This window comes from Vogesella mureinivorans (genome assembly GCF_007644035.1).
In the GTDB taxonomy this organism is placed as follows: Bacteria; Pseudomonadota; Gammaproteobacteria; order Burkholderiales; family Chromobacteriaceae; genus Vogesella; species Vogesella mureinivorans.
Window position 1 is genome coordinate 1 of the sequence record NZ_VMTV02000909.1, and the last position, 23,906, is coordinate 23,906.

A 23,906-nucleotide genomic window follows, 5' to 3' on the forward strand; every position below is an offset into this window, starting at 1 on the left:
CTAAAGGCATCGTGCCTGCTGGCAAATATGTCGTCGCAGCCCGCCGTCGCCCAGCCGCCAGCCGTGGCCGTGCCGAAAGCGCCGACCTGGTACAAGCGCAGCGACATCGTGAAGGCGCTGGAGCGCATGAACTACCACACCCACATCGCTGATGAGCTGGCCGACTGGTTCCTGCGGCACATGCAGCTGGCGTTCAATCGTGGCTTCTATCAAGCGCACGGGCCGGCAGCTGCAACACAGCTGGAGGAGCTGGAGCTTTGGCACCTGCTGGAACGCGCTACGGGTGAGCTGACCCGCAGCGCCGCGCCGCATGTGTGGGAGCAGATAGCTTGGAAGGCTGGCGCTGAGTTCATCGAGCAACGCCGCGCACGACTCGCCGCCGCGCAGAAAGGCGGTGCAGCGTGACCACCCGCCACATTCACATGACCATCGCCGCAGCCGAGCAGCAGACCGACAAGCAGCTGGAGCGCCTGTTCAGCGGCAATGCGCACGAAATCCGCGCCAGCCTGGCGGTGATGAAGGCCAAGGGTATGGAGGTGATACCCAGCGCCGGCTGCGACAACTACGACGCCAAGGGCTATTGCCTTGGCCATGAAGAGAGCGAACCCCAAGGCCAGCCCAGCGCTGGCCTTTCTCATAGAGCCGACCATGGCGAACGCTAAACGACAAAAGAAGTACAACCCGCACCGGCATCGCCGCGAATTCGGCAGCATCAAGCTTGCCCTGGGCATGGCGCTGTTGACGCCCACCGATGACGTAGACCTGCTTGACCAGCCTCGCGAGGACTACGCGGCGTTATTGGCCGGCAAGCTGTGTGTAAACGGTTTTGTCCGGCTGTCGGAGATCGCTGTCGCGGCGTATATGGCCGGCAAGCTGCTCATCGAGCGCGGGGCCTCGCCTGGCACGCAAGAGCTGGGCGGCACCTACCGCATGACGGGAAAGCTGGCCGTGCAGAGTCTGGAAGAAGTCGGGATACACCAGGGCAAGACCGGTCGCTTTGTGGGAACGGCAGGCCAGTACAGGAACATCAGCGACGCGCTGGATATGTTGGCCGCAGTGATACCGGTTCTTACGCGGGGCGAACTGGTGACCGTGCTGCATGAAGCTGCGCAGGTAGTTGAAGAGGGTCTGGCCCAAGCCAGGCTGAAGAATGAAATGAAGTTGGCCGCCTGATGGTGGCCTTTTTTGTGGGATGAAGATCATGGATGGACAGCTCTACACACTGAAAGACATCTGCAAGCTGACGGGTTATCATTTCTCAACCATTTATCGCATGATTGCGCGCGACGAATTTCCTAAGCCGGTTAAGATCGGCGTGGCCTCTCGATGGCCAAAAGAAGACTTCGATGCATGGCGCGCAAAATGCCTGCAAAACGCGGCGTGAGTAAGATTGTGAGTAACATCATAACTTCCGCAGACTGCAACCTAATAAAATCAAGGCTTTGGGCTATATTATGTTACTCATGATTGATAACTACGATTCCTTTACTTACAACCTGGTGCAGTACTTTGGCGAGCTGGGGCAAGAGGTAAAGGTGTTTCGTAATGACGAAATTACGCTGGCAGAAATCGAGGCACTGAATCCGCAGTATCTGGTGCTGTCACCCGGGCCGTGCACGCCGAACGAGGCAGGTATTTCGGTGCCGGCCATCCACCACTTTGCCGGCAAGCTGCCCATCATGGGTGTGTGCCTGGGGCACCAGAGTATTGGCCAGGCCTTTGGCGGCAAGATCATTCACGCCAAGCAGCTAATGCACGGCAAGGTGTCGCCGGTGTCGCACCATAATGTAGGCATGTTCCGTGATTTGCCTAATCCGGTAACCTGCACCCGTTACCATTCGCTGGTGATCGAGCGCGAGACACTGCCGGATTGCCTGGAAATCACTGCATGGACTGAAGACGGCGAGATCATGGGCGTGCGCCACAAGACGCTGCCGATCGAGGGTGTGCAGTTCCACCCCGAGTCGATCCTGACCGAGCACGGCCACCAGATGCTGCAAAACTTCCTGAAAGAATTTGCCTGAGTCGTTAATGACCCTTTTGCCGGAGATAAAGGCATGATTACACCGCAGGCCGCCCTGAATCGCCTGATCGACCAGAACGAGCTGTTCCACGACGAAATGCTGGACCTGATGCGCCAGATCATGCGCGGCGAAGTGCCCGCGCCGCTGATCGCTGCCATCCTGATCGGCCTGCGCGTCAAGACGGAAAGCGTGTCGGAAATTGCCGCGGCTGCGCAGGTGATGCGCGAGTTTGCTACCCGCGTACCCGTAAGCCAGTGCGAGCACCTGGTGGATACCTGCGGTACCGGCGGCGACAAGAGCCACACCTTCAATATTTCTACCACCGCGGCTTTTGTCAGTGCCGCTGCCGGTGCGCGGGTGGCCAAGCATGGCGGGCGCTCCGTGTCGTCCAGCTCAGGCAGTGCCGACGTGCTGGAGGCGCTGGGTGTGAACCTGAACCTGAATGCAGGGCAGGTGGCGCGCTGTATCGACGACATCGGCGTGGGCTTCATGTTCGCCCCCAACCATCACACCGCCATGAAGTACGTGGCGCCGGTGCGCAAAGAGCTGGGGGTGCGCACCATCTTCAATATCCTGGGCCCGCTGACTAACCCGGCCGGTGCGCCCAATCAGGTCATGGGCGTGTTCCACCCCGACCTGGTGGGCATCCAGGCGCGCGTACTGCGCGAGCTGGGTAGCGAGCACGTGATGATTGTGCATGGCTGCGATGGCCTGGACGAGATCACCCTGTCTGGCGACACCCGTGTAGCCGAGCTGAAGGACGGCGTGATCATGGACTACACGCTGAACCCCGCAGACTTTGGCCTGTCGACGGCGCCGCTGTCGGCCATTCGCGCCGAAACCGCCGATGCCTCCCGCGGCTTCTTGCTGGATGTGCTGGCAGGCGAGCCCGGCCCCGCACGCGATATCGTGCTGCTGAATGCCGGCGCCGCCATCTATACCGCGGGTGTGGCCGGCTCACTGGCCGATGGCGTGCAGGCTGCGGCGGCGGCGATTGATAACGGCGCAGCGCGTGCCAAGCTCGACGCGCTGGTGAAGCTGAGTCAAAATATCGATTAATGCCATCCGCAAGCCCTAGCACAGTGCTTGCGGCCAACCTTGCCCTATAGATGCCATTACTTTCATGACTATTGCCCAATCCATTTTCAAGGCTTACGACATTCGTGGCGTGGTCGGTGACACCCTCACCGCCGACGCTGCTTTCCTGATTGGCCGCGCCATTGGCAGTGAAGCACGCCTGCGCAATGTGTCCGCCATCTGCATTGGCCGCGATGGCCGCCTGTCCGGCCCGGAGCTGTCCGGCCGCCTGTCCGACGGTATCCGTGCCGCGGGTGTTGATGTGATCGACGTGGGCCGCGTGGCCACGCCCATGCTGTATTTCGCGGCGTACCAGCTGGAAACCTTCTCTGGCGTGATGGTCACCGGTAGCCACAACCCGCCGGACTACAACGGCTTCAAGATGATGCTGGACGGCGATACCCTGGCCGGCGACTGGATCCAGACCCTCTATCAGCGCATCGTGAATAACGATTTTGCCGAAGGCGAGGGCGCCTACCGTACGCACGATATCGCCGAGGCTTACCATCAGCGCATCATTGGCGACATCAAACTGGCGCGCCCGATGAAGGTGATTGTGGATTGCGGCAACGGCGTGCCGGGCGACTTTGCCCCGCGCCTGTTTAAAGATCTGGGTTGCGAGGTGCATGAGCTGTTCTGCGAGGTAGACGGTCACTTCCCCAACCATCACCCGGACCCGGCCAAGCCGGAAAACCTGCAAGACGTGATTCGCGCCCTGCAGGAAACCGATGCGGAAATCGGCCTGGCGTTTGATGGCGACGGCGACCGCCTGGGCGTGGTCACCAAAGACGGCAACATCATCTGGCCAGACCGCCAGCTGATGCTGTTTGCCCAGGACGTACTCAGCCGCCAGCCCGGCGCCAAGATCATCTACGACGTGAAATGCACCCGCTTGCTGGCGCCAGCTATCGAGGCCGCCGGTGGCGTGCCCATGATCAACCGCACCGGCCACAGCTTCATGAAAGCCGCGCTCAAGGCCAACCCGGACGCCGGCATGGCAGGCGAAATGTCTGGCCACGTGTTCTTTAAAGAGCGCTGGTACGGTTTTGACGATGGCCTGTACACCGGCGCGCGTCTGCTGGAGATCTTGTCCAAGGTGGCCGACCCGTCCGCCGTGCTGAATGCGCTGCCTAACGCGCTGTCCACCCCCGAGCTGAACCTGAAAACGGCCGAGGGCGAAAACCACAGCCTGATCGCCAAGCTGCAGGAAACCGCGCAGTTTGACGGCGCGCAGGACATCATCACCATCGATGGCCTGCGGGTGGAATACGCCGATGGCTTTGGCCTGATGCGTGCCTCCAACACCACGCCGGTGATCGTGCTGCGTTTCGAGGCCGATAACGAAGCCGCGCTGGCGCGCATCCAGAACGATTTCCGCCGCGTTCTGGCGCAGGAAACCAGCGCAACGCTGCCGTTCTAGGCGATAATCGCGGCCTAGCCGCGATTGCCCCCGGGCATGCATGAAAGACCAAAAGGTTGGCTGCGGCCAACCTTTTATCATGGGCAGCGCCCATAGCGCGCTGCCGAACAGAAAGGACACCCGATGTACGCTGAAGCCGCCAGTGCTTTCCATACCGTACGCGACCTGCTGCGCTTTGCCGTGTCGCGTTTCAACGAAGCCGAGCTGACCTACGGCCATGGCACCAGCAATGCCTACGACGAAGCCGCCTACCTGATCCTGTCTACGCTGAAGCTGCCTATCCAGCAGCTGGAGCCGTATCTGGATGCACGCTTGCTGCCATCGGAAGTGCAAGACGTGGTTGGCCGCATCCAGCGCCGTGCCGAAGAGCGCGTGCCGGTAGCCTACCTGACCAACGAAGCCTGGCAGGGCGAATTCAATTTCTACGTGGACGAGCGCGTGATTGTGCCGCGCAGCTTCATCTACGAGCTGATGGGCGAGCCACTGGCGCCGTGGATCGAGCACCCCGAACTCGTCCACCGCGCACTGGACCTGTGCACCGGTTCCGGCTGCCTGGCGATCCAGCTGGCGCACCACTATCCGGATGCCGAGATCGATGCGGTGGATATCTCGCTGGACGCACTGGAAGTGGCCAGCATCAATATCCAGAACTACGGCCTGGAAGAGCGTATCCAGCTGATTCACAGCGACCTGGTAGAAGGCCTGGAAGAGCCGTACGACCTGATCATCTCCAACCCGCCGTATGTGGATGCGCCGTCGGTAGAAGCGCTGCCGCAGGAATACCTGCACGAGCCGGAGCTGGCGCTGGGTTCGGGCGAAGATGGCCTGGATGCTACCCACGTGATTCTGCAGAACGCTGCGCGCTTGCTGACCCCGGGTGGCGTGCTGCTGGTAGAAATCGGCCATAACCGCGATGTGCTGGAAGCGGCCTACCCCAGCCTGGCGTTCATGTGGATGGAAACCCAGAGTGGCGATGGCTTTGTGTTCTTGCTGACACGCGAAGACCTGGTGGCTGCCGGCATGGGCGACCCGATGAATGACGACGATTTTGCCGACGACGACTTCTAAGCTACTGCCAAGCTTGGCCGCAAAACAAAACCCCGCTACCTGTAGCGGGGTTTTTCATGGCAGGGCGGGATGTTATTGCTTCCACACTGGCTTGGGTGGCGTGCCGTCCGAGGTGGTCAGGATCTCGTAGCCGGTTGCCGTCACCAGAATGGTGTGTTCCCACTGCGCGGACAGGCTGCGGTCTTTTGTGACCACGGTCCAGCCGTCGGCCAGCAGGCGCAGGTGGCGCTTGCCCTGGTTGATCATCGGTTCGATGGTGAAAATCATGCCTTCCTTGATTTCCAGCCCGGTGCCGGGTTGGCCGTAGTGCAGTATCTGTGGCTCTTCGTGGAACTTGGTACCAATGCCGTGGCCGCAGAACTCTTGTACCACGCTGTAGCCGGCGGCTTCGGCGTGGCGCTGGATGGCGTAGCCGATATCGCCCAGGCGGGCGCCCGGTTTGACTTTTTCAATGCCTTTCCACATGCACTCGTAGGTTACCTTGCACAGGCGGCGGGCAAACTCGCTGACTTCGCCTACGTAGTACATGCGGCTGTTGTCGCCGTGATAACCGTCTTTGATCACGGTGATGTCCAGGTTCACGATATCGCCTTTTTTCAGCGGTTTGTTATCGGGAATACCATGGCAGATCACGTGGTTGATCGAGGTGCAGATGGATTTCGGGTACGGGTTGGTGCCATCCGGCGCGTAATTCAGCGGGGCAGGGATGGTGCCTTGCACGTTTACCATGTAGTCATGGCAGAGCTTGTCCAGCTCTTCGGTGGTCACGCCCGGTTTGACGAACGGGGTGATGTAGTCCAGCACTTCGGCAGCCAGGCGGCCGGCGATGCGCATTTTTTCGATGTCTTGCTGGTTTTTGATAACAATGGACATTGCTGGGTGGGGTCGCTTGATCGGTTAAGTTGCTATGGTAGCAAATCCAGAACAAACGGGCAGCAAGGCAAAGCTTGCGGCCCGTTTATGCCGGCAGGGGTCCTGGCGGTGTGTTGGCTAGCCAGCGCTTCGCATGCGTCGCACATGGCAGTGATTTATCAGATTAGCCCTTAGCCAATCTGATAAATCAGGCCAGAAACTGGTTGGGGTAAACTTCGTCGATCAGGGTGCGGCAGTCTACGATGCGCAGATCGTTGTCTTTGGCAAAGTCCATCAGGAAGCGGTAAACCGGCGGCTGGATTTTTTCCAGCTTTTTGTCCACCGCCACGCAGCGGACATTGTCCAGCATCATGGGGCGCACAAACTGGTGGTAGGCCAGCTTTTGATCGTCGCCGAACGACGCCAGAATGCCGGCCAGGCGCTCGGCCCAGTCGCTGGGGCGGAAGGTACGGCCTTCAGAGGTGAGGCCTTGTATTACGATTTCATACGGGTTGCAGATCATGGCTTTAACCGGGCGCTTGTTCTTGTGGGTGTGGTCTCAGCCCGTAGCCTGTTTTATCAAATGAGCATTCTATTGCTCAGCAGGTCATTCGGGTTGACCCTAATTCTAGCCTAAAATCGCTTGTGCATCACGTTTTAGCCACATCATTGCGCAAGCGGTTTTCCCTAATGTTACAGGCGGCGAAATGCTGGCAGTGACGCTAGCAGGCGTTTGCCGTACTGCTGGCGCACAATGCGGTTGTCCAGAATCGTCACCCGCCCGTAGTCGCTTTCGGTGCGAATCAGCCGGCCTACTGCCTGCACCAGCTTGATGGACGCCTCGGGCACGGTCAGCTCGATGAACGGGTTGCCACCACGCTTTTCTATCCAGCGTGACAGGGTGCGGCCAACCGGGTCGTCCGGCATGGCAAACGGCAGCTTGGCAATAATCACGTGCACGCAGGCTTCGCCCGGCAAATCCAGCCCTTCGGAGAACGAGTCCAGGCCAAACAGCACGCTGGGGCGCTGTTCTTTTAGCGCGGCGTAGTGGTTGGCCAGTAGCACGGCCTTGGGCAGCTCGCCTTGCATTTGCACGCACTGGCGCAGCTCGGCAGGGATGCCCTCGGCGACTTCCTGCATCTGGCGGCGCGAGGTAAACAGCACCAGCGTGCCCAGCGGCTGGGTCAGGTCGATCAGGCGCGGCAGCCATTCGATGATTTCGCGGGTGTGGGCGGCCGGGTCTTTGGGTGTGGCGTGCAGCGGCGGCAGGTAGAGCTCGCCTTGTTCACTAAAATTGAACGGCGAGTCCAGCGCCACGCATTGCACATCCGGCAGCCATTTCAGGCCGGTTTGCGACAGCAGCAAATCAAAATTGCCCAGCGAGCGCAGCGTGGCCGAGGTGAGCAGCGCACCCGAGGCGCGCCGCCACAGGTTGGCCGCCAGGCTGCCGGCTGCGCTCACCGGCGAGGCCGAGAAAATATAGTCGCCCTTGCCGTCGGCGCGGCGGGTGACCCATTTGGCGATGGGCGGGGCGTTGTCGTCCGGCTCGCGCTCGTACAGGTCCCACAGGGCCACCAGCGGCTCGACCTTGCCCACAAAGAAACCGGCATCCGAGTTCAGCTTGTCCAGCAGCACGGCGTCTTGCTGTTTGTCCTTGCGCAGCGCGCCGATGGCGTCGGCCATGCCGGTAAGGTTTTTGTACAGTGCGCGGGCCGATAGCGCCATGTTGGCCGCAGGGATCTTCATGTGCTCCGGCAGCACGCCGTCTTCTACCAGCCAGCTAGGCTCCAGGTTGTCGCTATTGGCTTCCAGCTCGGTGACGCCTTGCAGCAGCCACAGCCATTCGGTGAGGCTTTCCATGCAGGCGCCGGCGGCGTCCATGGCGTTGGCGCACAGCTCGGGCTTGTCGATCAGTGTTTGCACGCGGGTGGCCAGCGCCGGCACTTTTTCCAGCCAGGCCATGGCCTGTGCCAGGCTGTGCTCGGCGGCAAACTGGTTGACTGCTTTTTTGGCCAGGTGGTGCGCCTCGTCGATGCAGTACAGGCTTTGTTCCGGTGCGGGCAGAATCACGCCGCCGCCCATGGACACATCGGCCAGCATCAGGTCGTGGTTGGCCACCACCACGTCGACGTTTTCCAGCGTGTCGCGCGCCAGGTAGAACGGGCATTCGGCGCGGTTGGGGCAGCCGGCTTTCAGGCAGCCGTGGCGGTCGTTGGTGACGCGGCGCCACAGGTCGTCCTGGATGTTTTCGGCCCAGGTGTCGCGGTCGCCGTTCCAGCGGCGGTAGTAAAACGCGTCGGCCAGCTCACGCAGGGCGTCGATCTCGGCTTGCTCGGGCTTGCGTTCCCACAGCGCCATGCTCGGGTCCATGGCAAGTAGCTCGCCCTGGGCGGTGTCGGCTGTCAGTTGGTACAGGCGGTAAGGGCACAGGTAGCGGCCACGGCCTTTGGCTAGCGCAAAGGTCAGCGGCAGGCCGCTTTTTTCTATGACAAAGGGCAGGTCACGGTTGACCAGCTGTTCTTGCAGGGCAATGGTGGCACTGGTCACCACCAGTTTTTTGCCACGCGATTTGGCCATTACGCCCCCCGCCAGCAGATAGGCCAGGCTTTTGCCGACACCGGTAGGGCCCTCGACGACCACAATGCTGTCACCGCTATTGTCTTCCGGCTCCTGCTCGCTGTCTGTGGGCGGCATGCTGCAGCGGCCAAAGGCGTTGGCGATTTCGGCCAGCATGCGGCGCTGCGCCGCGCGCGGGCGGAAGCCGGGCAGGTTTTCGGAAATGGCACGATAGTGGTCGCGCAGCAGGTTTTTTTCGATGTCGGTCAGCATGGGCGGCATTGTAACGGATTGGCGCCCCCCCTGCTGCCAAGGCGACATCGACCATGCAGTTTTGCGCCTGCAGCATGACATTGTGGCCAAGCTGTGCTTACGATAGCGTCAAACAAAGCCGCACCGTGCCGCGGCCATAACAGTACGACAGACATTATAAAAACACGCTGTATCCAGAGGAGAGCACCGATGAATCCGGTGAGCAGAGTATTGGTGGTAAGCGATGATGCCGCCTGGCAGGCTAATGTACTGGCCGAGCTGGCTGCCGTAGCGGCCAAGATGGCCAACCCGTTTGGCCTGTGTTTTGAAGGGGTTGGCCGCAGCAGCGACGCGCTGGCGCGTGCCGGCAGCGACGGCGAAGTGCAGATCGTGCTGGTAGACAAGGGCCTGAAAGAGAAGGGCGCTACCCAGCCGGCGGTACAGCTGGCCAACCAGATCAACCGGCTGCGCCCCGAGCTGTCCTTGTACATCCTGCTGCAGGATGACGACGAAAAAGTGCTGATGGAGGAGCTGGCCAGCCACGCCATTGACGGCTACTTCTACCGTGACGAGCGCGATTTCAACGGCTGGTTCCGTATCCTGGCGGCCGAAATGGGCGAAAAAGCCGCCACGCCGTTTTACGACAAGCTCAAGCAATACGTACGCATGGCCAAGGATTCGTGGCATACGCCTGGCCACGCTGGTGGCGACTCGCTGAAAGGCAGCCCGTGGGTGGGCGATTTTTACGATTTTGTCGGCGAAGAAATGCTGCGCGCCGACCTGTCGGTATCGGTACCGATGCTGGATTCGCTGCTGCACCCCACCGGCGTGATTGCCGAGGCGCAAACGTTGGCCGCCAAAGCGTTTGGCGCGCGTAAAACCTACTTTGCCACCAACGGCACCTCCACCTCGAACAAGGTGATCTTCCAGACCCTGCTGGCGCCGGGCGACAAGCTGCTGCTGGACCGCAACTGCCATAAATCCGTGCACCACGGCGTGATTCTGTCCGGTGCGCAGCCGGTGTACCTGGATTCGTCGGTGAATCGCCAGTACGGTATTTTCGGCCCGGTGCCCAAGCAGGTCATCTTCGACGCCATTGCGGCCAACCCTGATGCCCGCGTACTGATTCTGACCAGCTGCACTTACGACGGCCTGCGCTACGACCTGAAGCCCATCATCGAGGCGGCGCACGCCGCCGGTATCAAGGTGATTGTGGACGAGGCCTGGTACGGCCACGCACGCTTCCACCACGCCTTCCGTCCCACCGCGCTGGAATCCGGCGCGGATTACGTGACCCAGAGCACGCACAAGATCCTGTCGGCCTTTTCGCAAGCCAGCATGATCCACGTGAACGACCCCACGTTCGACGAGCACCTGTTCCGCGAAAACTTCAATATGCACACCTCCACCAGCCCGCAATACAACCTGATTGCCAGCCTGGATGTGGCGCGCAAACAGGCGGTGACAGAAGGCTTCCGCCTGCTGGACCGTGCGCTGAAGCTGGCGCAGGAGCTGCGGCAGAAGATCAACTCCACCGGCGCCTTCCGCGTGCTGGAGCTGGACGACCTGCTGCCGGAGTCGGTACGCGACGACGGCGTGCAGCTGGACCCCACCAAGCTGACGGTGGATATTTCGCAAAGCGGCTACTCCGCCGACGAGCTGCAGCGCGCCTTGTTCGAGCGCTTCAATATCCAGATCGAAAAATCCACCTTCAATACCATCACCCTGCTGCTGACTGTGGGTACCACGCGCAGCAAGATGTCGCGCCTGTTTGACGCGCTGCTGCGCTTGGCCAAAGAACAGCGCCCGCCGCGTGCGCTGGGCAAAATGCCGGAAATCCCCGGCTTCTCGCGCCTGGCCTGCCTGCCGCGTGACGCGTTTTACGAGGCGGGCGAGCGCCTGCCGCTGCTGGACGACGATGGCCTGCCCAACGCCGCGCTGACCGGCCGCGTGTGTTGCGACCAGATCGTGCCGTACCCGCCGGGTATACCGGTGCTGGTGCCGGGGCAGGTGATTGAGGCCAATATCGTGGCCTATATGGCGCGGCTGCTGAAAACGCAAAAGAGCATAGAAATGCACGGCCTGGCCGAGGAGGGCGGCGAGTTCTGCGTGCGGGTGCTGCGGGCTGACGAGCTGGCAGGCTTGCCCAGCCGCGCCTGGTTCAACTGACCTTATGGCCAGCGCTTAGTGTTTTGTTAAACAGCTGTGCCGCTTCGCTAAAAGCCTGAAAAAATGCCGGTACGCCGCAAGTGATTGATCTTGCAGTGTATCGGCGTTTTTATTGCCGGATGGTGGCGGCTTGAAACCGGCTTGGGCTTGTCACCAATGTGGATTTCGTATACATATAACCATGTCGCAATTTTGTAAATCATGAATACATCATGAACAAAATTGCGTTTATCAACCCGATGACAGATGGTTTGCGTGTAGTAATGTGCCGCCGCGCATGAAAACGCCACGTTTTCACAGCGCCGTGGCATTAATTTTTTTCGGAACCCGATATGAAGCAGCCCAAACACTTTCTCCAGTTCACAGACCTTTCCGCCGCGGAGTACCAGCACATCTTCGAGCGAGCACAGGTACTGAAGCGACGACAGGTGTCCGGCGAGCTGTACCGCCCCCTGGTAGGCCGGGTGATGACCATGATCTTCGAAAAGAACTCCACGCGTACCCGCGTATCGTTTGAAGCCGGCATGTCGCAGCTGGGTGGCCACGCCATGTTCCTGGACGGCAAGAGCTCACAGATCGGCCGCGGCGAGCCGGTAGAAGATACCGCCCGCGTGTTGTCGCGCATGGCGGACATCATCATGATCCGCACGTTCGAGCAAAACATGGTGGAAAGGTTGGCCGCGTTTTCCCGCGTGCCGGTGATTAACGGCCTGACCAACGAATACCACCCGTGCCAGATTCTGGCCGACATCCTGACCTATATCGAGCACCGTGGCAGCATAGCGGGCAAGACCGTGGCCTGGATTGGCGATGGCAACAATATGGCCCGCACCTGGCTGCAGGCCGCCAAGCTGCTGGGCTTCAAGCTGAAAGTCGCTACGCCAGTGGGCTACGAGCTGCAGGTACTGGACGGCCAACACTACGATAGCGACTGTTTCGAAGCCTTCCACAACCCGGCCTCTGCCGTGGCCGGCGCCGACCTGGTGACCACCGACGTGTTTACCAGCATGGGCTTCGAAGGCGAAGCAGAAGCACGCCGTGACGCGTTTGAAGGCTATATGGTGAGCGAAGCGCTGATGAAGCAAGCCAAGCCGGACGCGCTGTTCATGCACTGCCTGCCTGCCCACCGTGGCGAAGAAGTGGCTGCCGAGGTGATAGACGGCCCGCAAAGCGTAGTATGGGACGAAGCAGAAAACCGCATGCACGCCCAGAAAGCCCTGATTGAATACCTGATGCTGGGTCGTGTACACGACTGACCCGGCTTGTAGACTGAGAGAGAAGACGATGGCAGACATCAATAAAGTGGTATTGGCCTATTCCGGTGGCCTGGATACTTCGGTGATCCTGAAGTGGTTGCAAGACACCTATCAATGCGAAGTGGTGACCTTCACCGCCGACCTGGGCCAGGGCGAAGAGCTGGAGCCGGCACGCCAGAAGGCGCTGCAGTTCGGCATCAAGCAGGAAAACATCTTCATTGATGACCTGCGCGAAGAGTTTGTACGCGACTTCGTGTTCCCGATGTTCCGCGCCAACACCATTTACGAAGGCGAATACCTGCTGGGCACCTCCATTGCCCGCCCGCTGATCGCCAAACGCCAGATCGAAATCGCTAACCTGACCGGTGCCGACGCGGTATCGCACGGCGCGACCGGCAAGGGTAACGACCAGGTGCGCTTCGAGCTGGGCTACTACGGCCTGAAGCCGGATGTAAAAGTGATTGCCCCGTGGCGTGAGTGGGACCTGCTGTCCCGCGAAAAACTGCTGGCCTACGCCGAGAAAAACGGCATTCCGGTGGACATGAAGCACAAGAACGGTGGCGCGCCATACTCCATGGACGCCAACCTGCTGCACATTTCCTTCGAAGGCCGCCATCTGGAAAACCCGTCCGCCGAGGCCGAAGAAGCCATGTGGCGCTGGACCGTGTCGCCAGAAGCGGCACCGGATGAAGCAGAATACCTGGACGTAGAGTTCGAAAAAGGCGACATCGTCGCGCTGAACGGCGTACGCCTGGCAGCCCACGACGTGCTGGCCAAGCTGAACGAGCTGGGTGGCAAGCACGGTATTGGCCGCCTGGATCTGGTGGAAAACCGTTACGTGGGCATGAAGTCCCGCGGCTGCTACGAAACCCCGGGCGGCACCATCATCCTGAAGGCGCACCGCGCGATCGAGTCCATTACCCTGGACCGCGAAGTCGCCCACCTGAAAGATGACCTGATGCCACGCTACGCCAGCCTGATCTACAACGGCTACTGGTGGGCACCGGAGCGCAAAGCGCTGCAAACCCTGATCGACTACACCCAGCAAACCGTGAACGGCTGGGTACGCCTGAAGCTGTACAAGGGCAATGTGATCGTGGTGAGCCGCGACTCCAAAACCAACTCGCTGTTCGACATGAACATCGCCACCTTCGACGACGACGGCGGTGCTTACAACCAGGCCGACGCTGGCGGCTTCATCAAGCTGAACGCACTGCGCATGCGCATTGCCGGCCGCATGAACAAGTAAGCTGTTGCAACGAAGTGATACAGCCAGACCGCGCCCCACGGGGTGCGGTTTTTTGTTGTCGCTTCTATAATGGCGGCCAACCTTTTAGCGCAAAGACATCATGAGCGAAGAACAATTTACCAACTGGTCCATGGGTATCCTGCTGACCGGCCTGATCATTTTCATGGGCTTCATCATTTACGACCTGGGCAAGAAATCCAATGCCGGCAAAACCGGCATGATTGCGCTGTTTGTCGTACTGGGCTTCGGCGTGGTGGGCTTTGTGTTCAAGAACGTGCTGGTGGAGTTCATGCTGCTGAAATGAGCACGCCGCAAAACACAAGTGAAGGCGCGCTGGCCAGCTGGGACGCGGCGCGCGGCTTCGGCTTTATCCGCCAGGCCGACGGCAGCCGGCTGTTTGCCCACGCCAGCGTGTTTGCCGATGGCGTGCTGCCGGCAGCGGGCGACCCGGTGCGCTACCGCGCAGGGCCAGGGCGCGATGGCCGGCCGCAGGCGGTATGGGCGCAGGTAGCCACCGCCAGGCAGGCCGCCAGCACCCGCCATAAAGGCACGCTGCTGCGCTGGGACGATAGCCGTGGCTTCGGGTTTATCGGCACAGCAGACGGCCAGTCGCTGTTTGTGCACGTGTCGGCGTTTCCGGTATCGCCCAGGCGGCCGGCAGCCGGCGACGAGGTGTATTACAAGGCAGGCCATAACGAGCAGGGCAAGCCGGTGGCTGTGTGGGCCAACTACGCCGCACTGTCCGGCCTGCACGTGCTGGCCAGCCTCAAGCCGGATCGCCGCCCACGGCCGTGGCCCGCACTGGTGATGGTGCTGATGTTGGCCGCACTGTGGCTGGCGGGGCAGGTGGCGATGTGGGTGCTGCTGGCGTATGGCCTGCTGAGCGTGCTGCTGTTTCTGGCCTATGGCCGCGACAAACACGCCGCCCAGCGCCAGCAGTGGCGCACGCCGGAAAGCACGCTGCACGCATTGGCGCTGCTGGGTGGCTGGCCGGGGGCGGCACTGGCGCAGTATGTGTTTAACCATAAATCCACCAAACCAGCGTTTCGTCGCTACTACTGGCTAAGTGTGGCGTTGAATGTGGCCGGCCTGGCCTGGCTGGCCAGCCATGGTCTGCTGACTGCGGCCAACTTGGGCTAGAATACGCGCCATAACACGAAAGGAAGGGCGATATGCCATCGTTTGACATTGTGTCCGAAGTGGACAAAATCGAAGTACGCAACGCGGTAGACCAATCCAACAAGGAAGTGTCCACCCGCTATGACTTCAAGGGTAGCGATGCCCGTATCGAAACCGGCGACAAGACGCTGACCCTGTTTGCCGACAGCGAGTTTCAGCTGGACCAGGTAAACGACATTCTGGTGGCCAAGCTGGCCAAGCGCGGCGTAGACGTGCGCTGCATGGAATACGGCAAGCTGGAGAAGGTTAGCGGTAACAAGGTCAAGAAAACCATTACCGTGAAAGAGGGCCTGGAAACCGAGCTGGCGAAAAAAATCGTCAAGCTCATCAAGGACAGCAAGCTGAAAGTACAGGCCAGCATCCAGGGCGAGGCGGTACGCGTATCGGGTGCCAAGCGCGACATGCTGCAAGACGTGATTGCGCTGATGCGCAAGGAAATTGCCGGCGATATGGAAAACGGCTTCCCGCTGCAGTTCAACAACTTCCGCGACTAAGCGTGTTGTTGCCGGTGTAAAAAGGCCAAGGCCGCTGCATCTGCAGCGGCCTTGGCCTTTTGGCGCTTAGCGGTCCAGGTCGGCGGCGCTATGGCGCTCGGCCAGCTGCTCGGCCTCGTCACCCCAGGTGCGGTTAACGCGTCGGCCGCGCTGCACGGCAGGGCGCTCGGCTATCTCGCGTGCCCAGCGTTGTACATGCGGGTAGTCGTCTACCTGCAAGAACTCGGCCGCCCCGTACAGCTGGCCCAGTACCAGCGCGCCGTACCACGGCCACACGGCGATGTCGGCAATGCTGTAGCTGCTGCCGCCCAGATAAGGGCTGTCTGCCAGGCGGCGGTTCAGTACGTCCAGCTGGCGCTTGGCTTCCATGCTGAAGCGGTCGATGGCGTATTCGATTTTTACCGGCGCGTACTGGTAAAAATGACCGAAGCCACCGCCCAGATAGGGTGCGCTGCCCATCTGCCAGAACAGCCAGTTCAGCGTTTCGGTGCGGCCTGCGGTGTCTTGCGGCAGCAGCGCGCCAAACTTTTCGGCCAGGTACAACAGGATGGAACCGGACTCGAACACGCGCACCGGCTGCTCGCCGCTGTAGTCCAGCAGCGCCGGAATCTTGCTATTAGGGTTCACACCCACAAAGCCGCTGCCAAACTGGTCGCCTTCCTGGATGCGGATCAGCCAGGCATCGTACTCGGCACCAGCGTGACCCAGTGCCAGCAGCTCTTCCAGCAGGATGGTGACTTTCACGCCGTTGGGCGTGGCCAGCGAATACAGCTGCAGCGGGTGTTCGCCGCGCGGCAGGGGCTGATCATGCGTAGCGCCGGCAATAGGGCGGTTGATATTGGCAAACTGGCCGCCATTGGCCTGCTTCCATTCCCAGATGCGTGGCGGGGTGTACTGCGGGGTGGTATCGCTCATGAAACGCTCCGTATCTGGCTGCGCGGGGCAGCGTAAGGTTGGCCGCGTGCGCACGGCATAGCTCTTAGATGGGGCGTGCCGGGCTGTATTAAAGCCCGGCCAGGCGAAACAGGGCAGAACACACTGTGCAGCGGCAGCGCTAGTCTGCCTGCGGGGCTAGCACCACGCAGTTACGCCCCTGGCGCTTGGCCTGATACATGGCTTCGTCAGCGCGGTGCAGCAGGCCATCAGGGCTTTCTGGCGGCCGCCAGGCGGCCACGCCAATGCTGGTGGTAAGCGGCAGGATGGTGCCCGTGTATTGCAGCGGCTGGGCGGCAATGGCTTGGCGCAGCCGGCTGGCGATTTGCTCGGCTTCGTGCTGGTTGGCATTGGGCAGGGCAATGGCGAACTCTTCGCCCCCCAGGCGGCCCAGAATATCGCCCTCGCGCAGGCAGTCTTGCGCCACGCCTACCACGTGCCGCAGGGCATCATCGCCGCGCTGGTGGCCCCAGGTGTCGTTGATGCGTTTGAAGTGGTCCAGGTCGATCAGCAGTACCGATACCGGGAAACCCAGCCGGGGTGCGTAGAGCGTGGCTTTTTCCAGCATGGCCATAAAAGCGCGGCGGTTGTAGGCACCAGTCAGCGAGTCGCGGTCGGCCATGTGTTTCAGTGCCTGCGTTACCTGCTCGTTGGCCAGCATCACCACGCTAAACCCCAGCATTACGACGGCAATGATGGATTCCACTACCGCCAGGTGGGAAACCACCAGCGTGCCGTGGCGATCAAACATGCCGTGCTCCCCCAGCCTGAACAGCCAGGGGCGTAGCAGCAAGAACAGGCCATGGCTGCCGCTGATAGCGGCAAACAGGTAGCGGGCCGGGTACTCGCGCACGCCACCGGTGGCCATCTGGCCGGCTGCCATCACGAACAGCACGCCGGCGGTATAGCTTTGCAGCAGGAAACGGGCACCCTGGTTTACCTGCAGCAGGGTGAAGTACAAGGCACAGGCCAGCACGATCACGGCGCAGGCCACGCCTGCCAGCACTGGTAGCGACCGCCGCCCAAGGTAGCGCCGTGCCGCAGCCAGGTTAAACCAGGCCAGCAAGAATGATGACATCTGGGTCATGATCACCATCAGCCATTCATGGCCGCTATTACGCAGCAGCAGGTTAAGGCAGACCAGCAGACTGCAGCCATATGCCAGCGTCCAGCCTTTCAGGCCCGGAATGTGCGGGTTCAAGCGCCAGGCTGCCAGCAGCATGAATGTCATGAGCACCGTCAGAATGGCCGCGATGGCAACGAGAGTGGGGCTGTGCAAAGAAATGATGTCCTGGCTAAGAACGGCTTCGTACGCTGCGCACGCAGGCGTACTGCGATAGAAGCACGGGGAAATAGCTGCCTGCTCGGGGTGGTCGTGGCGTTTGCCGGGCAGGCACGGCTGTATTATATGCGCCCACGGCTTTGCAACGCTAATCTATAGAAATGTAGAATGGCTATATATTCCAATGGGCTGCATCAATAGGCATATACCCAGGCGGGGCAGGCTGGCAATACGGCCAGGCAAGGGGGCAGCCAGGCGCGGGGCGCTTGCTCAGGGCAAGTCATACGGCATGGCTGGCATGATATTAATTGCCATTTAAAACAAATTATTGCCAATAAATCGTTTGTTTTAAATTTTCAAGGCGTATTTCACGCCACACCATGCCCGCCCACCAAAACCAGGCCAGCCTGTAGCAGGGGTGTCAATGCACCTGGCTACAAGCTGTTTATGTGCAGCAATATTTACCACACTGGCTAGTTGCCCAGGTCGAACACCAGCACTTCGGCGGCCTGACCCTGGCTGAAATGCAGCTGGCTTTCCCCCGCCACTTTCAATGCATCGCCACCGTGCAGCGCTTCGCCATTGACCTGCAGCGTGCCGCTTATCAGGTGCACATACGCTTTGCGCTGCGGGTCTAGCGTGAGCGTGGCCTGCTCCTGCCCGTCAAACAGGCCGGCGTACAGCCGCGCATCCGCGTGTAGCTGCACGGCGTGCCCGTCACCCTGCGGGCTGGCGATCAGGCAGAGTTGGCCGCGTTTGCTGGCCGGCGGGATAGCCTTTTGCTCGTAGCCGGGCGCCATGCCGCTTGTGTGCGGGTACAGCCAGATCTGCAAAAAGTGCGTGGTGGCGTGGCTGTCGTGGTTGAACTCGCTATGCAGCACGCCGGTGCCAGCGCTCATGCGCTGCACTTCGCCAGGCAGGATGGTGCTGCGGTTGCCCAGGCTGTCTTCGTGCGCCAGTGCGCCGGCCAGCACGTAGCTGATGATTTCCATATCGCGGTGCGGGTGGCGGCCAAAGCCTTCACCGGCAGCCACGCGGTCGTCATTGAGCACGCGCAGATTGCCCCAGCCCATATGCGCCGGGTCGTGATAGCCGGCAAAAGAAAAGCTGTGGTGGCTTTCCAGCCAGCCGTGGTGTGCATGGCCGCGCTCGGCGGCGGGGCGTTTGATCAGCATGATGCCTCCTTGGTCAGGGGCGTATTGTCACGCATTGCCGCCCGCCGCATGGCGAAGAAAGCTGATGGGCTGTGTCGGTTTTTTTGAAGCGCCGTCTGCCGGATCAATCCTGCTTGGGTGCGCCTGCGCGGCGTAGCAGCCGGCTGTGGTCGATGATATCCGCCGCCCTGGCGCGTAGTTGGCCGCAGCCGCCATCCACGTCTTGCCCGGCGGAGTCGCGCACCTTGGTCAGCACACCGTGGCTGTGCAGGTAGCGGCGCATATCGGCCACCGCCTCGGCGGGCGGGCGCTGGTAGTGGTCGCCTTCTACGCTGTTGTACGGAATCAGGTTCAGCAGGCCAAAGCGGCCTTTCAGCAGGCGGATAATGCCGTCCATTTCCTGCTGGCTATCGTTTATGCCAGCCAGCAGTGTCCACTGGTACTGGATAGGGTAGCCCACCTGGCGGGCGTAGGCGTCGCCCAGCGCCACCAGCTCGGCGGGGTCGTAGCGCGGGGCACGCGGCAGCAGGCGTGCGCGCAGGGCGCTATCGCTTGTGTGTAGCGACAGCGCCAGCGCGGGCTTGACCTGCATCTGCGGCAGGCGCTCGAACACCCGCGGGTCGCCCACGGTAGACAGCACCAGGTTCTTGTGGCCGATATTGCCGTCGGTACCCAGCCAGTGGATCGCCTCCAGCACATTGTCCAGGTTGTGCGCGGGCTCGCCCATGCCCATGAATACCACCTTTTTGACCGGGCGCAGCCGCCGCGCCAGCACCACCTGCGCCACGATTTCGGCGCTGCCCAGCTGGCGTAGCAGGCCGCTTTTACCGGTCATGCAAAAGGTACAGCCCACCGCACAGCCTACCTGGCTAGACACACACAGCCCGTCACGCGGCAATAGCACGCTTTCCACGCTTTGTTCATCCGCCAGCGCCACCAGCAAGCGCAGCGAGCCATCGGCGCCAGGGTGTTGTGACTGGATACGCGCCAGTGCCTCCACCTGCGCGGTAATGGCAGGCAGGCCCTCGCGCACCGGCAGGGGGAAGTAATGCTCGCTTTTCTGGTGGCGTGTGCCGCTATCCAGCGGCAGGCCTTTTAGCCAGGCACGGTTGATACGGCCAATGTGGCAGGGGCGGGCGCCAATGGCGGCCAGCATCTGGTGTAAGTCCTGAATACGCATGGGTGCTTCGGTATGGCGGCGACACGTTGGCCGCAGGGTTGGCAACGGCGCACAGGGTACAGCAAGGCCGGGGTGGCCGGGTGGGCAATTGCACCGCTGGCGGTAAGGCGCCCGGCATTCGGCAGGCGGCACCACCGGGCAAGCAGGATCTTGTCATTTGACCTGCATCAAGCCGGCCAAAAAATGGCGTTATTACAATGCATGCGCTTGAAAAGCAATTGGTTTTTATTAAAGCCTGTGCTTTGAAATGGCTTGATGAATAAGCTGTTCAAACATCACTTTAAACCATGTGGCAACACTGCACGCTGGCACCGCAGCTTGTCACTGCCCGCCAGCGCCCCCACCGCCCGAGGAGGCTTGATGTGTTACCCGGATAAAAAGCGTCTGGACGTACTGAACGACTACAAAACCGTGCGAAATGTGTCGGTGCTGTGCAGCAAGCACGGCATTTCGCGGGGCACGTTTTACAAATGGCTGCATGAAAGCCAGGCCGCGCTGCCCGCGCCGCGCCGAAAACTGCAGCATACGCCGGCCCATCTGGTTGCCATGGATGCCCTGCTGCGCCAGCGCTGGGGCCGTGGCTAAGCCAGCTTGGCCGCACACCACCCGGCAGCCAAGCCACAGCCCTGCGCCAACCGGGCAGCAATGAAATACCCCCCGTGTGCAGCACAAACGGGGGGTGTCTGGTGGCCGCCAGGCTGGCGGCGAATGGCAGGCTCACGCAGCCTGCACCCTGGGGCGGCTTAGGGCAGCAGGCCTGGCCAGGTCTGGCTGTTTATGGGTTTGGGAAAGTTGGCCTCGGCGCGGTTTTGCGTGAGGTTGTAGCGGATATAGCGGCCATCATCCAGAAAGAAATAGGCGCGGCTGTCGTCCCATTTCAAGGCCGCCGTGATGCGGCGCGCGTCCACCCCCAGCTGTGGCCAGCTGGCATTGTCCATGGCTTGCGGGCCGCCATCGGCACGGTTGGCCGCCAGGTCGTAGCGGATAAAGCGGCCATCTTTCAGAAAGAACGCCACCTTGTTACCCGGCAGGCGCAGCGTGGCCTTGATCTGGGTGGCGTAGGCCGCCAGCCCCGGCCAGCTTTGCTCGCTTACCGGCTGTGGGTAGCCGGGCAGGGCTTTGTCTGCCACCTTGTCGTACTGCACGTACTGGCCATTGCCCAGAAAGAAATAGGCTGTATTGGCGTCTTTGCTAAAGCTGGCGGCTAGCTGGCCGGCGTAGCTGCCCAGCCCGGGCCAGCTGCTGTTATTGGTGCGCTTGGGGTAGCCACTATCTGCCTTGTCATCCGTCTGGTTGTAACGGACATAGCTGCCGTCATCCAGAAAGAAATAGCTGCGGCTGGCGCTCCAGTCCAGCGCGGTACGCAGGCCGGGGCGGCCCATGCGCAGGCTGACCGGCACGCTACCCAGCAGCAGGGTGTAGTCCTGCAGCCCGGCCGGGCTGCTGGTATCTACATAGCTTTGCTGGCTGGCCGGCACCGTGGCCAGCAGCTGCTGGTTGCGGTAAATCTCTACCTGCCCGCTGCTGGCGGCCCAGCTAAAGCCATTGGCCGCGCCGCTGGCAGGCAGCAGCTTGCGCACGCCTACGCTGCCCTGTAGCGGTGCGCCGTCCAGCAGCCAGCTGCGCTGCGGCTCGATACCCATGTGGCGCAGCACGGTCGGGGCGATCCAGGTCTGGGCGATGTGGCCGTACAGGCCGTCAAAGGCCGGGTTGGCCACGGTGCTTGCCGGGCTGGTGAACTCGGCATTCATCGGCTGGTTGCTGGCGATGAACACGGTTTTTTCGCTACGGGTCTGCGCGCCGTGGTTTTGGCCTTTTACCGGGTCGCGGCCGTGGTCGGTGGTGGCCAGTACCAGCCAGTTATCCCCGCTGGCGCCCTGGCGCGTGGCGACCGCGTCCAGCAGCCGGCCCAGGTGGGCATCGGCCTGGCGCAGTGCCTTGTCGTACGCCGCGCCAAAGCCGCTGTCGTGGCCCACGTGGTCCGGGTCGTCCAGGTGCACAAAGATGAAATCGGCCGGCGTGGTGTTGATCAGCTCTACCGTTTTGGCTACCACGGCCTCGTCGCTGAGCCCTTCGGCGTTGTAGTTATTGCGGCGGATATCATTGGCAAAGAACTGTTTGTTGATATTGCCCCAGTTCGTGACGCTGGCCAGGTAGGCCTGCGGGTAGGCATCGCGCAGGCGCTTGAACAGGCTGGGGAAGGCCGGGTTGGCCAGGCCGTCGCTATTGCTGCTGATCTGGTGTTTGTTACGCCATACGCCGGTCAGGATGGTGGCCCAGCTTGGGCCGCTGTAGGTTTCCTGCTCGCTGGCGCTGCCGGCCACGCCGCCGGTATAGCCTTTGGCCATGTTCAGGCGCTTGAAGTTGGGCAGGTTCAGCGCCTGCACTTTTTCCAGCTGTGCGCCGTCTATGCCGATCAGCAGGGCCTTGGGCGCGGCGTGGGCGCTGGCTAGCGCCAGGCACAGCGCCGTGCCGGCCAGCCCTTTCAGGGTGTTTTGCATGGTGGTTCCTTTGGTGGTGGAACGCAGCATGCTAAGCATGGTGCAAGACAGTGGCGTGTCAATATCTAGACGTCTAGATGAATTTAATATTGCTACGCACCGCTGCCCTGCCAGGCAGCAAAAAGCCCGGCAGGGCGCCGGGCTACAGGGTTGGCCGCAAGCCTGCCTAAGCCTGCGTGGCCAGCCGCGCGCGGCCCCAGCGGTTGATCCACAGCGACGCCATGATCACCGCGCCGCCCAGCGCCAGGCGGGGCAGGTCGGCGTCACGGTTCCAGATCAGCACGTTCACCAGCAGGCCGGCCGGCACGTGCAGCTCGTTCATGATGGCCAGTGTGCCGGCGCTGACCTGCGTGCTGCCTTTTACCCACCAGTACATGCCCAGCGCCGTGGCAAACACCCCCATATACGCCAGCACGCCCCACTGCAGGGCCGTGTGCGGCAGGCGCTGCATATCGCCAAACAGCAGGAAAGACGGCAGCGCCAGCAGCAGCGCGCCCAGAAAGAAATGGCCAAAGTAGCGGTGCAGTGGCTGGCTTACCGGGTACTGCTGCAGCAAGCGGCGGCACAGCACCTGGCCGGCGGCAAAGGTAAAGTTGGCCAGCTGTAGCAGCAGGAAGCCGGTCAGGTAGTCGCCAGTCAGTGGCTGAAAGCGGATGATCACCCCGCCACCCACCGCCACGGCGGCGGCCAGCAGCGCCCACGGGTTAAAGCGGCGCGCCAGCGCATCGTCAAACAGTGTGACATACAGCGGCGTCAGCACGGTAAACAGCAGCACCTCCGGCACGGTCAGCACGTGAAAGCTGCGGTACAGGCACAGGTAAGTCACGCCAAACTGCAGCGCCCCGGCCAGCCAGAAGCCGCCTATCAGCCGCGCAGGCAGGCCGCGCCACACGGTAAACGGCAAAAACAGCGCGGCGGCAATCAGCACGCGCAGCAGCACGGCAAAATCACTGTCCACCTGCCCGGCCAGGTACTGGCCGATCAGGCTAAAAGAAAACGCCCACAGGGCGGTAACAATCAATAAATAAGGCATGGCAACTCGCAACAAGAGCGGGGGGTGGATGATAGGCCGCTGCAGCCGGGCAGGGAAGCATCATGCGGCCAACCTTTCCGCCCCCGCGCCCTGTGCGGCAGCGCAGCGGGCGTGGCGCCAGCCCGGTAGCGCAGGGAAAGCAGAGCCCCCTGGCTGCTGGCAACGTAGCGGCCTGGGCCGTGCTGTTAATAAAACAAGCCCTGCTTGCCGGGCAAGCAGGGCTTGTC

The 23,906-nt window shown here is 61.5% G+C and carries 23 protein-coding genes and 1 pseudogene; 15 read left to right on the top strand and 9 right to left on the bottom strand.

The window, feature by feature from the left end; translation table 11 throughout:
• The 8 genes from FLQ44_RS20215 to prmB all read left to right on the top strand — a co-directional run.
• Positions 1-405 (top strand): hypothetical protein (locus tag FLQ44_RS20215; protein WP_206209028.1); only part of this gene is annotated, 405 nt, incomplete at its 5' end.
• Positions 402-662 carry a hypothetical protein gene (locus FLQ44_RS20220; protein ID WP_147695789.1) on the top strand — a complete coding sequence of 87 codons (261 nt, stop codon included), beginning with the start codon at positions 402-404 and terminating at the stop codon, positions 660-662. The genes FLQ44_RS20215 and FLQ44_RS20220, both read left to right, overlap by 4 nt.
• Positions 649-1,173, top strand: coding sequence for a hypothetical protein (locus FLQ44_RS20225; RefSeq protein WP_147695790.1), 525 nt, complete (start codon positions 649-651; stop codon positions 1,171-1,173). Before FLQ44_RS20220 ends, FLQ44_RS20225 begins: the two co-directional genes overlap by 14 nt.
• Positions 1,174-1,201: 28 nt before the next feature.
• Positions 1,202-1,384: a helix-turn-helix transcriptional regulator gene (locus FLQ44_RS20230; RefSeq protein ID WP_147688828.1), complete on the top strand. Its 183-nt coding sequence runs from the start codon at positions 1,202-1,204 to the stop codon at positions 1,382-1,384.
• Between the two features lie 70 nt (positions 1,385-1,454).
• Positions 1,455-2,024, top strand: coding sequence for an aminodeoxychorismate/anthranilate synthase component II (gene pabA / locus FLQ44_RS20235; RefSeq protein WP_147695791.1), 570 nt, complete (start codon positions 1,455-1,457; stop codon positions 2,022-2,024).
• 33 nt (positions 2,025-2,057) lie between these two features.
• Positions 2,058-3,083 carry an anthranilate phosphoribosyltransferase gene (trpD, locus tag FLQ44_RS20240; protein WP_147695792.1) on the top strand — a complete coding sequence of 342 codons (1,026 nt, stop codon included), beginning with the start codon at positions 2,058-2,060 and terminating at the stop codon, positions 3,081-3,083.
• A gap of 64 nt (positions 3,084-3,147) precedes the next feature.
• Entirely contained in the window at positions 3,148-4,521 is a 1,374-nt protein-coding gene (locus FLQ44_RS20245; RefSeq protein ID WP_147695793.1) for a phosphomannomutase/phosphoglucomutase, read from the top strand.
• 123 nt (positions 4,522-4,644) lie between these two features.
• Positions 4,645-5,589 (top strand): 50S ribosomal protein L3 N(5)-glutamine methyltransferase, encoded by a 945-nt coding sequence (gene prmB, locus FLQ44_RS20250; protein WP_147695794.1) that lies wholly within the window; start codon positions 4,645-4,647, stop codon positions 5,587-5,589.
• 72 nt (positions 5,590-5,661) lie between these two features.
• On the opposite strand, the gene map is transcribed toward prmB, so the two are convergent.
• The 3 genes and pseudogenes from map to dinG form a co-directional block, all read right to left on the bottom strand.
• The gene (gene map, locus FLQ44_RS20255) at positions 5,662-6,462 is read right to left on the bottom strand and encodes a type I methionyl aminopeptidase (RefSeq protein ID WP_147688835.1); all 801 of its coding nucleotides are present in this window, start codon (positions 6,460-6,462) and stop codon (positions 5,662-5,664) included.
• 214 nt (positions 6,463-6,676) lie between these two features.
• Positions 6,677-6,964: pseudogene (locus tag FLQ44_RS20260) on the bottom strand (DUF3579 domain-containing protein); the annotation flags it as partial.
• A gap of 170 nt (positions 6,965-7,134) precedes the next feature.
• Positions 7,135-9,270 carry an ATP-dependent DNA helicase DinG gene (gene dinG / locus FLQ44_RS20265; protein WP_147695795.1) on the bottom strand — a complete coding sequence of 712 codons (2,136 nt, stop codon included), beginning with the start codon at positions 9,268-9,270 and terminating at the stop codon, positions 7,135-7,137.
• A 189-nt stretch (positions 9,271-9,459) separates the two neighbouring features.
• Here dinG and FLQ44_RS20270 point away from each other — a divergent pair, with 189 nt between their 5' ends.
• From FLQ44_RS20270 to FLQ44_RS20295, 6 genes are all read left to right on the top strand, one after another.
• Complete coding sequence (locus tag FLQ44_RS20270; protein ID WP_147695796.1) at positions 9,460-11,418, top strand: aminotransferase class I/II-fold pyridoxal phosphate-dependent enzyme; 1,959 nt, start codon at positions 9,460-9,462, stop codon at positions 11,416-11,418.
• Positions 11,419-11,750: 332 nt separating this feature from the next.
• Entirely contained in the window at positions 11,751-12,674 is a 924-nt protein-coding gene (gene argF, locus FLQ44_RS20275) for an ornithine carbamoyltransferase (RefSeq protein ID WP_147695797.1), read from the top strand.
• Between the two features lie 28 nt (positions 12,675-12,702).
• Positions 12,703-13,923: an argininosuccinate synthase gene (locus tag FLQ44_RS20280; protein ID WP_147695798.1), complete on the top strand. Its 1,221-nt coding sequence runs from the start codon at positions 12,703-12,705 to the stop codon at positions 13,921-13,923.
• Between the two features lie 100 nt (positions 13,924-14,023).
• Positions 14,024-14,227, top strand: a complete 204-nt coding sequence (locus FLQ44_RS20285) for a DUF2788 domain-containing protein (RefSeq protein WP_147695799.1) — start codon at positions 14,024-14,026, stop codon at positions 14,225-14,227.
• Positions 14,224-15,063: a DUF1294 domain-containing protein gene (locus FLQ44_RS20290; protein WP_147695800.1), complete on the top strand. Its 840-nt coding sequence runs from the start codon at positions 14,224-14,226 to the stop codon at positions 15,061-15,063. The genes FLQ44_RS20285 and FLQ44_RS20290 overlap by 4 nt, the downstream gene beginning before the upstream one ends.
• Positions 15,064-15,095: 32 nt before the next feature.
• Entirely contained in the window at positions 15,096-15,596 is a 501-nt protein-coding gene (locus FLQ44_RS20295; protein WP_147695801.1) for a YajQ family cyclic di-GMP-binding protein, read from the top strand.
• 66 nt (positions 15,597-15,662) lie between these two features.
• Here the strand turns inward: FLQ44_RS20295 and yghU are convergent, their stop codons facing one another.
• The 4 genes from yghU to FLQ44_RS20315 form a co-directional block, all read right to left on the bottom strand.
• A complete protein-coding gene (gene yghU, locus FLQ44_RS20300) occupies positions 15,663-16,511 on the bottom strand; it encodes a glutathione-dependent disulfide-bond oxidoreductase (RefSeq protein WP_147695802.1) in 849 nt (282 codons plus the stop codon).
• 139 nt (positions 16,512-16,650) lie between these two features.
• Positions 16,651-17,760 carry a GGDEF domain-containing protein gene (locus FLQ44_RS20305; RefSeq protein ID WP_147695803.1) on the bottom strand — a complete coding sequence of 370 codons (1,110 nt, stop codon included), beginning with the start codon at positions 17,758-17,760 and terminating at the stop codon, positions 16,651-16,653.
• A gap of 524 nt (positions 17,761-18,284) precedes the next feature.
• Positions 18,285-18,986 (bottom strand): pirin family protein, encoded by a 702-nt coding sequence (locus FLQ44_RS20310; RefSeq protein ID WP_147695804.1) that lies wholly within the window; start codon positions 18,984-18,986, stop codon positions 18,285-18,287.
• A 103-nt stretch (positions 18,987-19,089) separates the two neighbouring features.
• A complete protein-coding gene (locus FLQ44_RS20315) occupies positions 19,090-20,145 on the bottom strand; it encodes an RNA methyltransferase (protein WP_147695805.1) in 1,056 nt (351 codons plus the stop codon).
• Between the two features lie 360 nt (positions 20,146-20,505).
• On the opposite strand from FLQ44_RS20315, the gene FLQ44_RS20320 reads away from it, so the two are divergent.
• A complete protein-coding gene (locus FLQ44_RS20320) occupies positions 20,506-20,730 on the top strand; it encodes a helix-turn-helix domain-containing protein (protein ID WP_170253045.1) in 225 nt (74 codons plus the stop codon).
• Positions 20,731-20,888: 158 nt separating this feature from the next.
• On the opposite strand, the gene FLQ44_RS20325 is transcribed toward FLQ44_RS20320, so the two are convergent.
• Positions 20,889-22,646, bottom strand: coding sequence for an alkaline phosphatase family protein (locus tag FLQ44_RS20325; RefSeq protein WP_170253046.1), 1,758 nt, complete (start codon positions 22,644-22,646; stop codon positions 20,889-20,891).
• 166 nt (positions 22,647-22,812) lie between these two features.
• A complete protein-coding gene (locus FLQ44_RS20330; protein ID WP_147695808.1) occupies positions 22,813-23,679 on the bottom strand; it encodes a carboxylate/amino acid/amine transporter in 867 nt (288 codons plus the stop codon).
• Positions 23,680-23,906: the final 227 nt, after the last annotated feature.

Excerpts from the sequence above, each read along its gene's own strand:
- FLQ44_RS20225 (WP_147695790.1), top strand. The coding sequence starts at position 649 with ATGGCGAACGCTAAACGACAAAAGAAGTACAACCCGCACCGGCATCGC.
- FLQ44_RS20230 (WP_147688828.1), top strand. The coding sequence starts at position 1,202 with ATGGATGGACAGCTCTACACACTGAAAGACATCTGCAAGCTGACGGGT.
- pabA (WP_147695791.1), top strand. The coding sequence starts at position 1,455 with ATGTTACTCATGATTGATAACTACGATTCCTTTACTTACAACCTGGTG.
- trpD (WP_147695792.1), top strand. The coding sequence starts at position 2,058 with ATGATTACACCGCAGGCCGCCCTGAATCGCCTGATCGACCAGAACGAG.
- FLQ44_RS20245 (WP_147695793.1), top strand. The coding sequence starts at position 3,148 with ATGACTATTGCCCAATCCATTTTCAAGGCTTACGACATTCGTGGCGTG.
- prmB (WP_147695794.1), top strand. The coding sequence starts at position 4,645 with ATGTACGCTGAAGCCGCCAGTGCTTTCCATACCGTACGCGACCTGCTG.
- map (WP_147688835.1), bottom strand. The coding sequence starts at position 6,462 with ATGTCCATTGTTATCAAAAACCAGCAAGACATCGAAAAAATGCGCATC.
- dinG (WP_147695795.1), bottom strand. The coding sequence starts at position 9,270 with ATGCTGACCGACATCGAAAAAAACCTGCTGCGCGACCACTATCGTGCC.
- FLQ44_RS20270 (WP_147695796.1), top strand. The coding sequence starts at position 9,460 with ATGAATCCGGTGAGCAGAGTATTGGTGGTAAGCGATGATGCCGCCTGG.
- argF (WP_147695797.1), top strand. The coding sequence starts at position 11,751 with ATGAAGCAGCCCAAACACTTTCTCCAGTTCACAGACCTTTCCGCCGCG.
- FLQ44_RS20280 (WP_147695798.1), top strand. The coding sequence starts at position 12,703 with ATGGCAGACATCAATAAAGTGGTATTGGCCTATTCCGGTGGCCTGGAT.
- FLQ44_RS20285 (WP_147695799.1), top strand. The coding sequence starts at position 14,024 with ATGAGCGAAGAACAATTTACCAACTGGTCCATGGGTATCCTGCTGACC.
- FLQ44_RS20290 (WP_147695800.1), top strand. The coding sequence starts at position 14,224 with ATGAGCACGCCGCAAAACACAAGTGAAGGCGCGCTGGCCAGCTGGGAC.
- FLQ44_RS20295 (WP_147695801.1), top strand. The coding sequence starts at position 15,096 with ATGCCATCGTTTGACATTGTGTCCGAAGTGGACAAAATCGAAGTACGC.
- yghU (WP_147695802.1), bottom strand. The coding sequence starts at position 16,511 with ATGAGCGATACCACCCCGCAGTACACCCCGCCACGCATCTGGGAATGG.
- FLQ44_RS20305 (WP_147695803.1), bottom strand. The coding sequence starts at position 17,760 with ATGACATTCATGCTGCTGGCAGCCTGGCGCTTGAACCCGCACATTCCG.
- FLQ44_RS20310 (WP_147695804.1), bottom strand. The coding sequence starts at position 18,986 with ATGCTGATCAAACGCCCCGCCGCCGAGCGCGGCCATGCACACCACGGC.
- FLQ44_RS20315 (WP_147695805.1), bottom strand. The coding sequence starts at position 20,145 with ATGCGTATTCAGGACTTACACCAGATGCTGGCCGCCATTGGCGCCCGC.
- FLQ44_RS20320 (WP_170253045.1), top strand. The coding sequence starts at position 20,506 with ATGTGTTACCCGGATAAAAAGCGTCTGGACGTACTGAACGACTACAAA.
- FLQ44_RS20325 (WP_170253046.1), bottom strand. The coding sequence starts at position 22,646 with ATGCAAAACACCCTGAAAGGGCTGGCCGGCACGGCGCTGTGCCTGGCG.
- FLQ44_RS20330 (WP_147695808.1), bottom strand. The coding sequence starts at position 23,679 with ATGCCTTATTTATTGATTGTTACCGCCCTGTGGGCGTTTTCTTTTAGC.